The organism is Shewanella sp. 6_MG-2023 (assembly GCF_030547195.1).
In the GTDB taxonomy this organism is placed as follows: domain Bacteria; phylum Pseudomonadota; class Gammaproteobacteria; order Enterobacterales; family Shewanellaceae; genus Shewanella.
Map to the genome: position 1 here is coordinate 111829 of NZ_JAUOQU010000010.1, position 15645 is coordinate 127473.

The 15645-nt window shown below is 41.4% G+C and carries 13 protein-coding genes; 12 read left to right on the plus strand and 1 reads right to left on the minus strand.

Annotation, left to right across the window (positions count from 1 at the left end):
- Positions 1-10 precede the first annotated feature (10 nt).
- The 11 genes from pnp to deoD all read left to right on the plus strand — a co-directional run bounded on the left by pnp (position 11) and on the right by deoD (position 13550).
- Complete coding sequence (gene pnp, locus Q4533_RS08185) at positions 11-2113, plus strand: polyribonucleotide nucleotidyltransferase (RefSeq protein ID WP_102439556.1); 2103 nt, start codon at positions 11-13, stop codon at positions 2111-2113.
- A gap of 163 nt (positions 2114-2276) precedes the next feature.
- A complete protein-coding gene (nlpI, locus tag Q4533_RS08190) occupies positions 2277-3182 on the plus strand; it encodes a lipoprotein NlpI (RefSeq protein WP_102439555.1) in 906 nt (301 codons plus the stop codon).
- A 164-nt stretch (positions 3183-3346) separates the two neighbouring features.
- A complete protein-coding gene (prfC, locus tag Q4533_RS08195) occupies positions 3347-4930 on the plus strand; it encodes a peptide chain release factor 3 (RefSeq protein WP_076542871.1) in 1584 nt (527 codons plus the stop codon).
- 173 nt (positions 4931-5103) lie between these two features.
- Positions 5104-5865 (plus strand): TatD family hydrolase, encoded by a 762-nt coding sequence (locus Q4533_RS08200; RefSeq protein WP_102439554.1) that lies wholly within the window; start codon positions 5104-5106, stop codon positions 5863-5865.
- 184 nt (positions 5866-6049) lie between these two features.
- The gene (locus Q4533_RS08205; RefSeq protein WP_102439553.1) at positions 6050-7312 is read left to right on the plus strand and encodes a NupC/NupG family nucleoside CNT transporter; all 1263 of its coding nucleotides are present in this window, start codon (positions 6050-6052) and stop codon (positions 7310-7312) included.
- 64 nt (positions 7313-7376) lie between these two features.
- Complete coding sequence (locus Q4533_RS08210) at positions 7377-7652, plus strand: hypothetical protein (RefSeq protein WP_303502576.1); 276 nt, start codon at positions 7377-7379, stop codon at positions 7650-7652.
- A 360-nt stretch (positions 7653-8012) separates the two neighbouring features.
- Positions 8013-8855 carry an outer membrane protein OmpK gene (locus tag Q4533_RS08215; protein WP_303502577.1) on the plus strand — a complete coding sequence of 281 codons (843 nt, stop codon included), beginning with the start codon at positions 8013-8015 and terminating at the stop codon, positions 8853-8855.
- A 394-nt stretch (positions 8856-9249) separates the two neighbouring features.
- Positions 9250-10023, plus strand: coding sequence for a deoxyribose-phosphate aldolase (gene deoC / locus Q4533_RS08220; RefSeq protein WP_076543290.1), 774 nt, complete (start codon positions 9250-9252; stop codon positions 10021-10023).
- Between the two features lie 128 nt (positions 10024-10151).
- Positions 10152-11483, plus strand: coding sequence for a thymidine phosphorylase (gene deoA / locus Q4533_RS08225; RefSeq protein ID WP_102436198.1), 1332 nt, complete (start codon positions 10152-10154; stop codon positions 11481-11483).
- A gap of 13 nt (positions 11484-11496) precedes the next feature.
- Positions 11497-12714, plus strand: coding sequence for a phosphopentomutase (locus Q4533_RS08230; RefSeq protein ID WP_102436196.1), 1218 nt, complete (start codon positions 11497-11499; stop codon positions 12712-12714).
- A 125-nt stretch (positions 12715-12839) separates the two neighbouring features.
- Entirely contained in the window at positions 12840-13550 is a 711-nt protein-coding gene (deoD, locus tag Q4533_RS08235) for a purine-nucleoside phosphorylase (protein ID WP_076543293.1), read from the plus strand.
- A gap of 63 nt (positions 13551-13613) precedes the next feature.
- Here the strand turns inward: deoD and Q4533_RS08240 are convergent, their stop codons facing one another.
- Complete coding sequence (locus Q4533_RS08240) at positions 13614-14432, minus strand: AhpA/YtjB family protein (RefSeq protein ID WP_102477166.1); 819 nt, start codon at positions 14430-14432, stop codon at positions 13614-13616.
- An 87-nt stretch (positions 14433-14519) separates the two neighbouring features.
- Between Q4533_RS08240 and serB the strand changes: the two genes are divergently transcribed.
- Positions 14520-15506 (plus strand): phosphoserine phosphatase SerB, encoded by a 987-nt coding sequence (gene serB / locus Q4533_RS08245; RefSeq protein ID WP_102477167.1) that lies wholly within the window; start codon positions 14520-14522, stop codon positions 15504-15506.
- Positions 15507-15645 lie beyond the last annotated feature (139 nt).

The following is a 15645-nucleotide window of genomic DNA, read 5'->3' on the forward strand; positions in this document are numbered from 1 at the left end:
AATGGGTCACGTGAATCCAATTGTAAAGAGTTTTGAGTATGGTCAACATACTGTCACCTTAGAAACAGGTGTTATTGCACGTCAAGCTGATGCTGCAGTACTAGCGAGCATGGGCGATACAACTGTCCTTGTTACTGTAGTTGGTAAAAAAGTTGCGGATTTAAGCCGTGATTTCTTCCCACTAACAGTTAACTACCAAGAGAAGACTTACGCTGCTGGTAAGATCCCTGGTGGTTTCTTTAAGCGTGAAGGTCGTCCAAATGAAGACGAAACGCTTATTGCTCGTTTAATCGACCGTCCAATTCGTCCTTTATTTCCTAACGGTTTTAAAAACGAAGTCCAAGTCATTATTACTGTTGTTTCTGTAGACCAACAAATTGAGCCAGACATTGTGGCTATGATTGGTACTTCAGCAGCGCTGGCTATTTCTGGTATTCCATTCAATGGACCATTAGGTGCTGCACGTGTTGGTTATATCAACGGTGAATACTTACTTAACCCATCAGTAGATCAAGTTGCTGAAAGCGACTTAAATCTTGTTGTTGCAGGTACTAAAAGCGCTGTATTGATGGTTGAATCTGAAGCTAAGTCACTTGCTGAAGAAATCATGCTAGGCGCGGTAACTTACGGTCACGATCAACAACAAGTTGTGGTTGATGCGATTGCTGAGTTTAAAGCTGAAGCGGGCAAGCCTACTTGGGATTGGACTGCTCCTGTTCAAGATCAAGACTTAGTTGCTAAAATTAAAGATTTAGCTGAAGTTGGCATGACTGAAGCTTACCAAATTGAAGTTAAGCAAGATCGTTATGCGCAAGTTGGTGTTGTTAAAGCAGCAGCAAAAGCGGCATTAGTTGCTGAAAACGCAGATGTTGATCAACGTGAAGTTGATAACTTACTTGGTAGCTTAGAGAAGAACATTGTTCGTGGTCGTATTATCAGTGGCAAGCCACGTATCGACGGTCGTGAACCAGATATGATCCGCGCATTGAATGTACTTGCTGGTGTACTTCCACGTACTCACGGTAGCTCATTATTCACTCGTGGTGAAACTCAAGCGTTAGTTACTTGTACTTTAGGTACAGAACGTGATGCACAGAAAATTGATAGCATCATGGGCGAGCGTACTAACCGCTTCATGCTTCATTACAACTTCCCTCCATACTCAGTTGGTGAAACTGGCATGGTAGGTTCACCTAAGCGTCGCGAAATCGGTCACGGTAAGCTAGCTTGGCGTGGTATGAATGCCGTTATGCCTTCAGCTGAAGAATTCCCATACAGCATCCGCGTTGTTTCAGAAATTACTGAATCAAACGGCTCAAGCTCTATGGCTTCTGTTTGTGGTACTTCATTAGCATTAATGGATGCGGGTGTACCAATCAAGAGTTCAGTTGCTGGTATCGCAATGGGTCTAGTTAAAGAAGGCGACGACTTTGTTGTTCTTTCTGACATTTTAGGTGATGAAGATCACTTAGGTGACATGGACTTTAAAGTAGCTGGTACCCGTGATGGTATTACTGCTCTGCAGATGGATATCAAGATTGAAGGTATCACTCAAGAGATCATGGATATCGCTCTGCAACAAGCATACGGCGCTCGTGTTCATATTCTTAACGTGATGGACCAAGCAATTGGTGGCGCACGTGAAGATATCTCTGATCACGCTCCACGTATTACGACTATCAAGATTAATCCTGAAAAAATTCGTGACGTTATCGGTAAAGGTGGTGCAACTATTCGTGCACTTACCGAAGAAACCGGTACAACAATTGAATTAGATGACAACGGTACTGTTAAAATTGCTTCTTCAAATGGTGAAGCAACTAAAGAAGCTATCCGTCGCATCGAAGAGATTACTGCTGAAGTTGAAGTCGGCCGTATCTACAAAGGTAAAGTTATCCGTATCGTTGATTTTGGCGCATTCGTTAACATCTTACCTGGTAAAGATGGCTTAGTTCATATTTCTCAAATCAGTGAAGAGCGTGTTGCTAACGTTTCTGACCACCTTGAGATGAACCAAGAAGTTGACGTTAAAGTGATGGAAGTTGACCGTCAAGGTCGTGTAAGACTTTCTATCAAAGAAGCTGTTACTAAAGCAGAACCTGCTGCAGAATAGTTGTTAGATTAACTCAGTTAATCTAATCGATAAAGGAGAGCTAAGGCTCTCCTTTTTTATTGGCAAAATTTAGCCAATGATAAATTTATCTTTAACTGCGTAGCCCTTGGCGCTATTGGTTGATATGATGCAAACTAACTATAGAACCTGATAAGGTATTTAAATGGAACATAAATTACGGACCACTGTGGTAGCATTATGTGTCGGTGCCAGTATGTTATTGTCAGGTTGTGCTTCACTTTCAGGCAATGATAATAGCGCAGCGTCAGGCAAAGTGATGGTTTCTCCCAAAGTGCCTGATTACAAGTTAGAAGTCACTTTAGCTAAGCTCAATGACATTTTAGCCTCTATGGAATTAACCACTGAGCAACGAGCACGCTTTCATTATGACCGTGGTGTTATCTACGATAGTGTTGGCCTACGACTACTAGCTAAAATTGATTTTCACCAAGCGATAAAATTACAACCTAATCTTGCTGATGCATATAATTTCTTAGGGATTTATTACACCCAAGAAGGCGAGTTTGAACCTGCTTATGAGTCTTTTGATGGGGTCTTAGAGTTATCCCCCCAATACGATTATGCTTATCTCAACCGTGGTATTGCTTTGTATTACGGTGAACGCTATGAGTTAGCCACTGAAGATATGCGCACATTTTTGGCCCAAGCACCTGCTGATGGTTATCGTGCTTTGTGGTTATACCTAGTGCAAGTGCCGACAGATCAGCAAGCAGCGCAAGCCGAGCTATTAACTAACCGCCAATCGCTTAACGATCAGGCGTGGTCTTCAGTCATCATTGATTATTACCTTGGTAAGCTGACTAAAGAGCAAGTTTTTGATGCAGCTAAAGTCAACCTGACTCAACCTCAGGAGTATGCTGAGCGTCTGTGTGAAGCCTATTTCTACCTAGCTAAAAAAGCGGTGGAGCAAAAAGATTATCAACTGGCAGCGGATTATTATCGCTTAAGCTTGGCAACAAATATTTATGATTTTGTTGAACATCGTTATGCCAGAATAGAGCTAGCCCAAGCGCTGCAAATACTTGAACAATCTACAGTCGCTAATTAATAATAATTGTTAGCTCAGCACAAAGGCTAATGCATCGGCATTAGCCTTTTGGGTTTTTGAGTTTTTTAAACCATCACCATTTGGGTTTAAGTGAGTTTACCTAGCCAACCTAGATGGGAAACGCTATAATTTGCGCCTTTTTATTATGCTAGGGCAAGTAAACCATGTCAGTTCAAACAGTAGAGGTCGATAAACGTCGTACCTTCGCGATTATTTCGCATCCTGATGCCGGTAAGACCACTATTACTGAGAAAGTACTTTTATTCGGACAAGCAATTCAAACTGCAGGTACCGTTAAAGGTCGTGGCTCTAAACAGCATGCAAAATCTGACTGGATGGAAATGGAAAAAGACCGTGGTATTTCTATTACTACTTCGGTAATGCAATTTCCTTACAGTGATTGCCTAGTAAACCTACTTGATACTCCAGGTCACGAAGACTTCTCTGAAGATACTTACCGTACCTTAACCGCTGTTGACTCATGTCTTATGGTGATCGACGCGGCCAAAGGTGTCGAAGACCGAACCCGTAAACTAATGGAAGTTACCCGTTTACGTGACACACCAATCGTGACATTCATGAATAAATGTGACCGTGATATTCGCGATCCTATGGAAGTGATGGACGAAGTTGAAACTGAGCTAAAAATCGCATGTGCGCCAATCACTTGGCCGATTGGCTGTGGTAAGTCGTTTAAAGGTGTTTATCATATCCATCGCGACGAAGCAATTTTATACCAGTCAGGTTTAGGGCATAAAATTCAAGAAGTGCGTACAGTGAAAGGCCTTGATAATCCTGAACTTGATGTAGCAATTGGTGCTGAACTTGCTGAGTTATTACGTGAAGAATTAGAACTTGTGATCGGTGCATCACATGAGTTCGATTTAGAGGCGTTTCTAGCCGGTAAACTTTCACCTGTCTATTTTGGTACCGCATTAGGTAACTTTGGTGTTGATCATATACTTGACGGTTTAACTGAGTGGGCACCTAAGCCTCAACCTCGCGCCACTGAAGTACGTGATATTCATGCTGAAGAAGAAAAGTTCTCTGGCTTTATCTTTAAAATCCAAGCGAACATGGATCCTAAGCATCGTGACCGCGTCGCATTTATGCGTATTGTGTCTGGTAAGTACGAGAAAGGCATGAAAATGCATCATGTACGTGTCGGTAAAGATGTGCGTATTTCTGATGCGTTAACCTTCGTTGCTGGTGATCGTGAGCAAGTTGAAGAAGCCTACCCAGGTGATATTATCGGTTTACATAACCATGGCACCATTCAAATTGGTGATACTTTCAGCCAAGGTGAAAAAGTTAAGTTTACTGGTATTCCTAACTTTGCCCCTGAAATGTTCCGCCGTATTCGCTTAAAAGATCCGTTAAAGCAAAAGCAATTGCTTAAAGGTCTCGTACAGCTTGCCGAAGAAGGCGCTGTTCAAGTCTTTAGACCGCTAGATACCAACGACTTAATTGTGGGCGCAGTTGGCGTACTGCAGTTTGAAGTGGTTGTTGGACGCCTTAAGAGTGAATATAACGTCGAAGCGATTTATGAAGGCATTAGTGTTTCAACCGCCCGCTGGGTTTACTGTAAAGATGAGCGTAAACTCGAAGAGTTCCGTCGTAAGTGCAGCAGCAATTTAGCCTTAGATGGTGGTAATAACCTAACTTATATTGCACCGACTATGGTAAATCTGAATTTATCCATGGAACGTTACCCTGATGTAGAGTTCGCTAAAACTCGCGAAAACTAATCACTGGGGTGTTTGATGTTAAAAGGCGGTCTAACCGCCTTTTTTATTGGCTGTGATTTAAGCTTGAGGCTAATTTTATTCTATAGTGGCAAGATGAGTAACTTAAAAAGTGCTAAGCAGGTTTGCTGCATTAGCTGTGATTTGCAGTAAAGTTATTTGTTTGAGGGAAAGTGATGATAGATACCCATGCCCACCTTGATCTTGTGGATTTTGACCACGATAGAGCTGCTTTGTTTGCAAAGATGCGCGCAAACGGGATCGACAACGTCATTATTCCAGGGGTGAGTGAGTCATCTTGGGCTAAACAGCTAGAGGTTACCAGCGAGTTTGACTGCTATTTTGCCTTAGGTATCCACCCTTGGTATGTACCTGCTGACATTTCTCAAGCAGTGGCGGCGTTAAATAATCTCATCGCTAAACATAGGCCTAATCCAAGGTTTGTTGCCCTGGGGGAATGTGGTTTAGATAAGCTTCGACATTGGTCTCAATCACAGTTGGATTTACTCGAGGCTCAATTAGCATCAGCAATTGATTGGCAATTACCGGTGATTTTACATGCCGTAAAAGCTCATCCACAGCTATTAGCCATGTTGAAAAAATACCCTAACCCTAAAGGTGGGGTTATTCATGGCTTTTATGGCGCCCCAGAGTTGGCAAAATCTTATATTGAACTGGGCTATAAACTGGGAATAGGTGGGTTAATCATGAACCCTAGCGCCAAAAAGTTACAAAAAACGGTTACAGAAGTTGATATTAAACACTTCCTAATAGAAACCGACTCTCCCAGCATGGCGCCCTATAATTCACCAGATAAACGAAATACTCCGCTTCAGATAATAAGTTTTGTTGAGCAGATAGCAAAATTACAAAAAAAAACCACTGTTTTAATTATGGAACAGTTGGGGTTAAATGCTCGACAACTGTTTGAGCTGTAATTCTTTTTTTTTAAACACCGTGGTTGATGGGCGTTGCTGTGGGATAAGATCCTGAAATTAAACTCTAAAACTATGAACTAATCCACGATTTTCATCTGCTCGTCAGTTATAATCACTAACTGAAAATAGGTGAGTTAACAACAATTATACATATCGTTAACAAATTAAAAAAGGGTCGTGATTAATGGATATACTAATGAGTCTAGTAGGTGTGGTTACCATACTAGCAATCGGTTATGCACTATCAAATAACAGAAAAGCAATTAATGTGCGTACTGTTGGTGGTGCTTTAGCTATTCAAGCATTCTTTGCAGGTTTCGTTTTATACGTACCAGTGGGGAAAGATATCTTACAAGGTATGTCAGATGCCGTATCTAGTGTAATTAGTTATGCACAATCGGGCATTAACTTCGTATTTGGCGATTTAGCTCAATTCAAAGTTGGCTTTATTTTCGCGGTAAATGTTTTACCCGTTATCGTGTTCTTCTCTTCATTAATCGCAGTGCTTTACTACTTAGGCATTATGCAGTGGATCATCCGTCTCATCGGTGGTGGCTTGCAAAAAGCATTAGGTACTAGCCGTACTGAGTCTATGTCAGCGACAGCGAATATTTTCGTTGGTCAAACTGAAGCACCACTAGTTGTTCGTCCATTTATTGCGACTATGACTAACTCTGAATTATTCGCAATCATGGTTGGTGGTTTAGCATCAATCGCGGGTTCAGTATTAGCCGGTTACGCGCAAATGGGTGTACCAATTGAATACTTAGTTGCTGCATCATTCATGGCGGCTCCTGGTGGTTTGATGATGGCTAAACTAATGCATCCTGAAACTGAAGAAGCTAAAAATGACATGTCAGATCTTCCTGAAGATCCTGATAAACCAGCTAACGTATTAGACGCTGCTGCTGGCGGTGCTTCATCTGGTATGCATTTAGCACTAAACGTGGGTGCAATGTTAATTGCCTTCGTTGGTTTAATTGCAATGGTCAACGGTATCATCGGTGGTGTAACTGGTTGGTTTGGTCTTGAAGGTATTACTTTAGAACTTATTCTTGGTTACATTTTCATGCCATTAGCATTCTTAATCGGTGTACCTTGGAACGAAGCGCTTGTAGCGGGTTCATTCATCGGCCAAAAGATTGTTGTAAACGAATTTGTTGCTTACCTAAACTTTGCTCCTTACTTACTTGATGCTTCTGCAGAAGGTTTCAAAGTAGTTGCTGAGACTGGCATGATGATGTCTGATAGAACCAAAGCTATCATTTCATTCGCATTATGTGGATTCGCTAACTTATCGTCTATTGCTATTCTATTAGGTGGTTTAGGTTCAATGGCTCCTAGTCGTCGCCATGACCTTGCTAAGCTTGGTATCCGTGCCGTTATTGCTGGTTCACTAGCTAACTTAATGAGTGCAACATTAGCGGGTCTATTCTTAGCGATTTAATATTCGCTATGGTTTAAACCTAGTTAATAAAAAGGCCGTTATTATTTATTAATAGCGGCCTTTTTTGTGTCTAAAAATAGTGGTTATCCTTGCATTGGCATTATGTGGCGCTGCTCACTTATCCGCTATGGCTATGGCTATGGCTATGGCTATGCTAATAGCTGGATTAGCTGGATTAGCTGGATTAGCTGGATTAGCTGGATTAGCTGGATTAGCTGGTTCAATGGTTCCTACTGGTCACCATGAACTTGCTAAGTTTGATATACGTGCCGTTATTGATAGCTCGCTTGTTAACTTCTTAAGTTCAACATTTACGGGTCAATTTTTAGCGATGTTATAACTCCCATGATGTAAACATTACCAATAAAAAGGTCGTTATCATTTAGTAACTACGGCTTTTTTTTGTCTTTAAAAACAGCCATTCTCAGTGAATTTTACTTAATCAACTTTTGCTACAGCTGTTTATGGTATGTTACTTGCTAAGGTTTTATATAATGATATTGGGCATATAAATAGTTTTATAGATTATTTAATTATTGGTTGTTAGTTAAAAGTAGCGACATTGTTCACGTTTTGGGATTAAGTATTCGTATTTTGTCTTTTTTGTATTGAGCTTTTGGCCGAAATAGGTACAATGCGAACGTTTATAAAAAACGCCATCCATGTAGGTGGTTAAAAACAAATATCAATGGGGTTGATAATGAAAAACGTTAAAACTTTAGCTTTAGCTGCAACAACTGTTGCTGCAATGTCTGCACCAGCAATGGCTGCTGACCGTACCGATTTACGTTCTGGCGATTACAGCTGGATGCAGTTCAACGCAATGTATGCTTTTGACGAATTACCAAGTGGTGGTGAAAGTGGTCACGATTACTTAGAAATGGAATTTGGCGGCCGTGCTGGTGTTGTTGATTTATACGGTTACGTTGATGTTTTCAACTTATTTACTCAAGATTCTGGTGATAAAGGTTACGGTGAAAACCGTATGTTCATGAAGTTTGCACCTCGTTTTTCTCTTGATGCAATTACTGGTTTAGACCTTTCAGTTGGTCCTATCCAAGAAGTTTACTTCTCTACTTTATTTAACTGGGGTGGCGGACCAATCGCAGAAGACGTGAATGCATCTTTCTGGGGTTTAGGTGCTGATGTTATGGTTCCATGGTTAGGTAAAACTGGCATGAACATATACGCTCACTACGACATGAATGGTAAAGATTGGAATGGTTACCAATTCTCTATGAACTGGTTCAAGCCAGTAATGAACTTTGATAACGGTACTTTTATTTCTTTCCAGGGCTATGTTGATTACCAGTTCGGTGCAGATGAAGCATCTTGGGGTGATGAAAACGGCGAAAATGTACAGAAAGGCTTATCATCAAATGGTGGTGCTGCTTACTTCGGTTTACATTGGCATTCAGATAACTACGCATTGGGTTACGGCTTAAAAGCATATAAAGATGTTTATTTGCTAACTGATGATGGTGCAACTGGTCTAGAAACCACCGGTTTCGCACATTACTTAACAGCAACTTACAAGTTCTAAGATTGCTTGAAAGTATAGAGCCACACTTGTGTGGCTCTATTTTTTTATTAATTTATGTTAGTATTTACTTAAATATATCGTAGAATTTGCTAAAGTGTATTTAGATAAATATTAAGGTCCAAATAAGTGATATTAGCTTGTCATTAATTTGGATTGATTTGCGCGCTAAAACGGATTTTTCGCGGAATGGATGAAACAATAATCTTTGTTTCACCTCTTCCGGTCTTCAAGGATTCAAGTCGTGGTACTCGTTATCAGATTGAATACTTAGTTCAGTAATTTATGAATTTATTTACTGGCAATGCTCGAAGGCCCGGCCCCATCAATACCCTAATGCCAGCTTAATTGCATTGCCATAACAAGATTAATTTATTTTTTGTTTTGGAGAGCACACATGAGTGATTTAAAAAAAGCAGCACAACTTGGCATTTCATTAATGGATTTAACCACATTAAATGATGATGATACTGACCAAAAGGTCATTGATTTATGTCATAAAGCGAATACTGCTGCTGGACATACCGCTGCAATTTGTATTTACCCTCGTTTTATCCCTATCGCTCGTAAAACCTTAAACGAACTTGATTGTGAAGACATCAAAATCGCCACAGTGACTAACTTCCCACACGGTAATGACGATATTGCTATCGCAGTATTAGAAACCCGTGCCGCAGTCGCTTACGGCGCAGACGAAGTTGATGTGGTATTTCCATACCGCTCATTAATGGCTGGCAACGAAAGCTTAGGTTTTGAGCTAGTCAAAGCGTGTAAAGAAGCCTGTGGCGATCAAGCTATCTTAAAAGTGATTATCGAATCAGGTGAGTTAAAAGATGCAGCGTTAATTCGTAAAGCATCTGAGCTTTCAATTGATGCAGGTGCTGACTTTATCAAAACATCAACCGGTAAAGTACCGGTTAATGCCACACTTGAAGCGGCTGAAATCATGTTAACCGTGATTAGCGAAAAGAACACCAATGTTGGTTTTAAACCAGCCGGTGGTGTACGTGACGCGGCTAAAACTGCCGAGTTTTTAGGTTTAGCTGAACGCATTCTAGGTGCTGACTGGGTTACTCCGGCACACTTTAGATTCGGCGCTTCAAGCTTATTAACTAGCTTACTTCATACTCTTGAGTTAGCCGATGCGCCTGCTGGTGCACAAGGTTACTAATCAAAGTTAGTATTGTACGGTTTTGACATAACGATTTAGCATGCACCGAATGGATCATTTTAGCCCATTCGGTGCCTTATTGTTGTAGCAAGATGGCTCAATAAATTCATCTTGCTGGAGGAAGTAGCATGTTTCTCGCTCAAGAAATTATTCGTAAAAAACGTAATGGTGATGCATTAAGCGCAGCTGAAATTCAATTTTTTGTTGATGGCATTACTCAAAATACCGTTTCAGAAGGCCAAATAGCCGCTTTTGGTATGGCTGTTTATTTTCAAGATATGAACATGGATGAACGTATTGCCTTAACCACAGGTATGCGTGACTCAGGTACTGTATTAAACTGGGATGCACTGTCACTTGACGGCCCCATTATTGATAAGCACAGCACCGGCGGTGTTGGTGATGTCATTAGCCTGATGCTTGGCCCAATGGCGGCGGCATGTGGTGGTTATGTCCCGATGATTTCGGGTCGCGGTCTTGGTCATACTGGCGGCACCTTAGATAAATTTGATGCCATTCCTGGTTACCAAACCGAGCCATCAAGTGAGTTGTTTCGCAAAGTAGTTAAAGAAGCTGGCGTTGCCATTATTGGCCAAACCGGTGATTTAGTCCCAGCCGATAAGCGTTTCTATTCAATCCGTGATAATACCGCAACCGTTGAGTCTATCTCGTTAATTACCGCTTCAATTCTTTCTAAAAAGCTCGCAGCTGGGCTAGATGCTTTAGCAATGGACGTCAAAGTCGGTAGCGGCGCATTCATGCCTACTTATGAAGCCTCTGAAGAACTTGCTCGCAGTATTACAGCAGTGGCAAACGGTGCTGGCACTAAAACTACCGCTTTATTAACTGACATGAACCAAGTATTGGCATCATGTGCCGGTAACGCGGTTGAAGTGCGTGAAGCGATTAACTTTTTAACTGGCGCTTACCGTAACCCACGTCTTTACGAAGTCACTATGGGCTTATGTGCTGAAATGCTCGTACTTGGCGGCATTGCGCAAAATGATGCTGACGCACGTACAAAATTAAATACTGTTTTAAATAATGGTAAAGCGGCTGAAATTTTTGGCCGTATGGTATCAGGCCTTGGCGGGCCAGCAGATTTTGTTGAGTCTTATGACAAATATTTGCCACAGGCGAAAATTATTCGTCCTGTGTATGCCAACAAACAGGGTTTTGCTCATAGCATGGATACCCGAGAGTTAGGTTTAGCGGTAGTGACCTTAGGTGGTGGCCGCAGAAAGCCTGGCGACGCATTAGATTATAGCGTTGGATTAACAGAAGTATGTGCATTAGGTGATGAGATATCAGCTGATAAGCCTATCGCCATGGTACATGCTCAATCTGAAGCAGCTTTCGAAGAAGCCTCTGCTGCCGTTCAGCAGGCGATTAACATTGAAGATTCTGCGCCAGAAAAGACGCCTGAAATCTACCGTTATATCCGCGCTTCAGATTTATAATGGAGTAAAAATTATGAAACGTACATTTATTTTAATGTTGGATTCTTTTGGTGTTGGTGCTGCCACTGATGCTGAAAAATTCGGAGATACAGGTTCAGATACCTTTGGTCATATTGCTAAAGCCTGTGCTGAAGGCCGAGCCGATATTGGCCGAAAAGGACCATTAACACTGCCAAACCTGGCAAAGCTCGGTCTAGGCCATTTAGGTTTTGAAAGTACGGGTAAATTCGCCGATGGTTTCGCTGATAATATCGACGTGATTGGCGCTTATGGCCATGCGGATGAATTAAGCTCAGGTAAAGATACGCCTAGTGGACACTGGGAAATGGCTGGCGTGCCAGTATTGTATGAATGGGGTTACTTTTCTGATTTAACCAACTCTTTTCCAAAAGAGCTTACGGATAAAATCCTCAAACGTGCGGGCTTAACCGACTTTTTGGGTAATTGCCATGCTTCAGGTACAACAATTTTAGAAGAACTTGGCGAAGAACACATGCGCAGCGGTAAGCCAATTTTTTATACTTCAGCTGATTCAGTTTTTCAAATTGCCTGTCATGAAGAATCATTTGGTTTAGAAAACCTATACCGTTTGTGCGAAATTACCCGTGAAGAGCTAGAGCCTTACAATATTGGCCGCGTGATTGCGCGTCCATTTGTGGGCTCGGGTCCTGAAGATTTTGCCCGTACAGGTAATCGACATGATTATGCGGTATTACCGCCAGCGCCAACGGTATTAGATAAGCTTAAAGATGCCGGTGGTGAAGTGGTGAGTATTGGTAAAATTGCCGATATTTATGCTAACAGCGGTATTACCCAGAAATTTAAGGCAACAGGTCTTGAAGAGTTATTCGATGCAACCCTTGAGCAAATCAAGCGTGCTGAAGATAACACCATTGTATTTACTAACTTTGTTGACTTTGATTCCCACTACGGACACCGTCGTGATATTGCCGGTTACGCCAAAGCTTTAGAATACTTTGACCAACGTTTGCCAGAGTTATTAGCCTTACTTAACCCTGATGACTTGTTATTACTGACAGCCGATCATGGTTGCGATCCAAGCTGGGTTGGCACCGAGCATACCCGCGAACGTGTTCCTGTGATTGCTTTAGGCGCGGGGTTAGCTGCCGGTTCATTAGGCCGTAGAAACAGTTTTGCCGACATTGGGCAGTCTATTGCGACGTATTTTAAGCTTGAACCTATGGATTATGGCGAATCATTCATTAATTGATGATTCAAATGCTATCTACTAAGGTTAATCTGTTAATAAATATAGTAGAATCACGTCCGGCAGCGAAGGGGATGACTTTGCTGCCCACATATAAAGATATACGATAAAAATATAGGGGTTTTTCCATGGCTACACCACATATTAATGCTGTTGACGGTGCATTTGCTGAAACAGTTTTATTCCCAGGCGATCCATTACGTGCAAAATATATTGCTGAAACATTTTTAGAAAATGTAGAGCAAGTTACTGATGTACGTAACATGCTTGGTTTTACTGGAACATATAAAGGTACTCGCGTATCTGTAATGGGTTCTGGTATGGGTATTCCATCATGTTCTATTTATGCGCATGAGCTTATTTCTGATTACGGCGTTAAAAACCTAATCCGTGTGGGTTCTTGTGGCGCAATTAGCACTGACGTAAAAGTGCGTGATGTGATTATCGGAATGGGCGCTTGTACTGACTCGCAAGCAAACCGTTTACGTTTTAAAGGTCAAGATTTTGCTGCGATTGCAGATTATGGCTTAATGAACGCAGTGATCGAATCAGCTAAAACGCACGAAACTAAAGTGCGTGTAGGTAACGTTTTCTCTGCTGATTTATTCTACACTCCAGATCCTTCTATGTTCGATACCATGGAAAAAATGGGTGTACTTGGGGTCGAAATGGAAGCGGCAGGCCTTTACGGTGTTGCACACGAACTTGGCGCTAAAGCATTATGCGTAGTGACAGTTTCTGACCACATCAGAACCGGAGAAAAAACCACTTCTGATGAACGTCAAAATACTTTCAACGAAATGATTATCATGACATTAGATGCAGTAGTTACTCTGTAATTTAACGTTTATTATTTCGTAAAAAAGCGTAACTGATTTATCAGTTACGCTTTTTTTTAATGGTTAACTGGGTTTACTTTTATCATCAAGTCTGAGGTTTTCGGCTTCTAGTATCTCTTGTTTAAAAGTCATATTTTCATCGCTATCAGACTCTGTTATCAGTGATGATTTTGGGTTAGCGCTTTGGTCATCCACATCTGTCGGTTCAGTCCGGCTATCTTCAAGTTGATGCATTTCTTCAGACAAGCTTTTTTGCACTAATTGGCTATTTTTACGTCCTTGTTTGGCGCGAGTTTTACGTCGGTCGAAATCTGCGCGTTTAAACGAAAAGACCCGCGACAGCAGCAAACCAATAATACCTGCAATAATCAGCATAATTTGTTGTTGCTTCATATTTTCTTGATAGTGGCTTTTTAATTCATCAAAGAAAATATGTAAGTTTAACCTCACCTCGATATAGCCTAAGTTATTGTCACCTTGAAGCACGTTTTCAATTAAAGGTGGGTAGGGCGATAACATCTCAGTTAGTACTTTATCATCGGCGTCAAATTCGATGTCTGATACGCTTTGGGCAAACGCCAGCCTTACCCCTTGAGTACTGTACATGTTCACTGACATCACTTTTGGGTCGAGCACGAGCGCATTGGCTAGCCATTGTAGTTGCTCATCATTTTGTAGATGCATTGCTGGGGCTGCGCCATTGGCCACTTGTTGAGCTAATAAGCGCGCCATGATTTGGGTTTGCGAACTCAGCAGTTGCTGACCGTTATTAAGGCTCGACTTCCATAAATGCACTAAAGCAAATAATAAAATTACAGCAATGCTGATTTGAATTAATCTGCTGATTTTTTGGCTTTTTTTAAGACCTTTAACAAAAATCACTTTAATCCTTGGTCATTTTTCTATTTAATTAATACTAATCGAAATAATTCATTGTAGATAGTCGCAATCATTGGGGAAATGCAGTCCATGGAAACTCAGGTAAATATTCAGCCATTAACGTGGTTATTCTCAACATTTGATGCGACGTATAGCCATAATCATGTCACTTTAACTCGTTATTTTGAAGACGAGTATCTTAACAATGTTCAGGTTAAGTACCCTTATCGTTTTAGAGTGGTATTTGAAGCGCAATCTTTTGGGGCCATTAATGACTGGCTGGCAAAGTTAACCCAAGACTGCGCGATTACGCCTTTGATGAGACATAACGATTTACAAGGTTTTGAACTTGCCTCAACCTCAGCTTTAGGGACACTGATGAGTCAATTTCCGCTGCAGGTAAAAGCAGAACTTCTCAATATAACCGCGCCGCTAGCGAGCTTATTTAAACCGGGTCTATTAGTGATGGATATGGACTCCACCGCGATTCAAATAGAATGTATTGATGAATTAGCTGTGATGGCTGGCGTGGGTGAGGCGGTATCAGAAGTCACCGAAAGGGCCATGCAAGGGGAATTAGATTTTGAAGAGAGTTTACGCTTAAGAGTCAGTAAGCTTGCAGGCGCCAATGAGAGTATTATCAGCACTTTATGTGAGCAACTTCCTTTGATGCCAGGACTTAAAAGCCTAGTGGCAGAGCTAAAGTCTAACGAGTGGAAGTTAGTGTTAGCCTCGGGCGGATTCACCCCATTTGTGGGCTATTTAAAAGATTTACTGGATTTAGATGCCGCTTACGCCAATGAGCTGGTTATTGAAGCGGGTAAGTTAACCGGTGAAGTAACAGGTGATGTGGTTGATGCCCAATATAAAGCCAATGTGATTGATAAGTGCAGTGCCACTTGGCAAATTGCTGCAGGGCAACGGCTAGCCATTGGCGATGGCGCCAACGATATTCCTATGGTTAATGCTGCTGATTTTGGTATTGCCTTCCATGCTAAGCCGAAACTGCTTGCTGCAGCCGATGCGAGTATCAATAACTTGGATTTACGCTGCTTAGTGTATTACTTGCAAGCCTAAAAACACTGCAAGCATAATGTGTTAAATGACGGTTTAACCTAAGTAACTAAAAGCTGCCGATTCCAGTATCAATAACTTGGATTTACGCTGCTTTGTTTATTACTTTGTGTATTACTTGCAAGCCTAAAAACACTGCAAG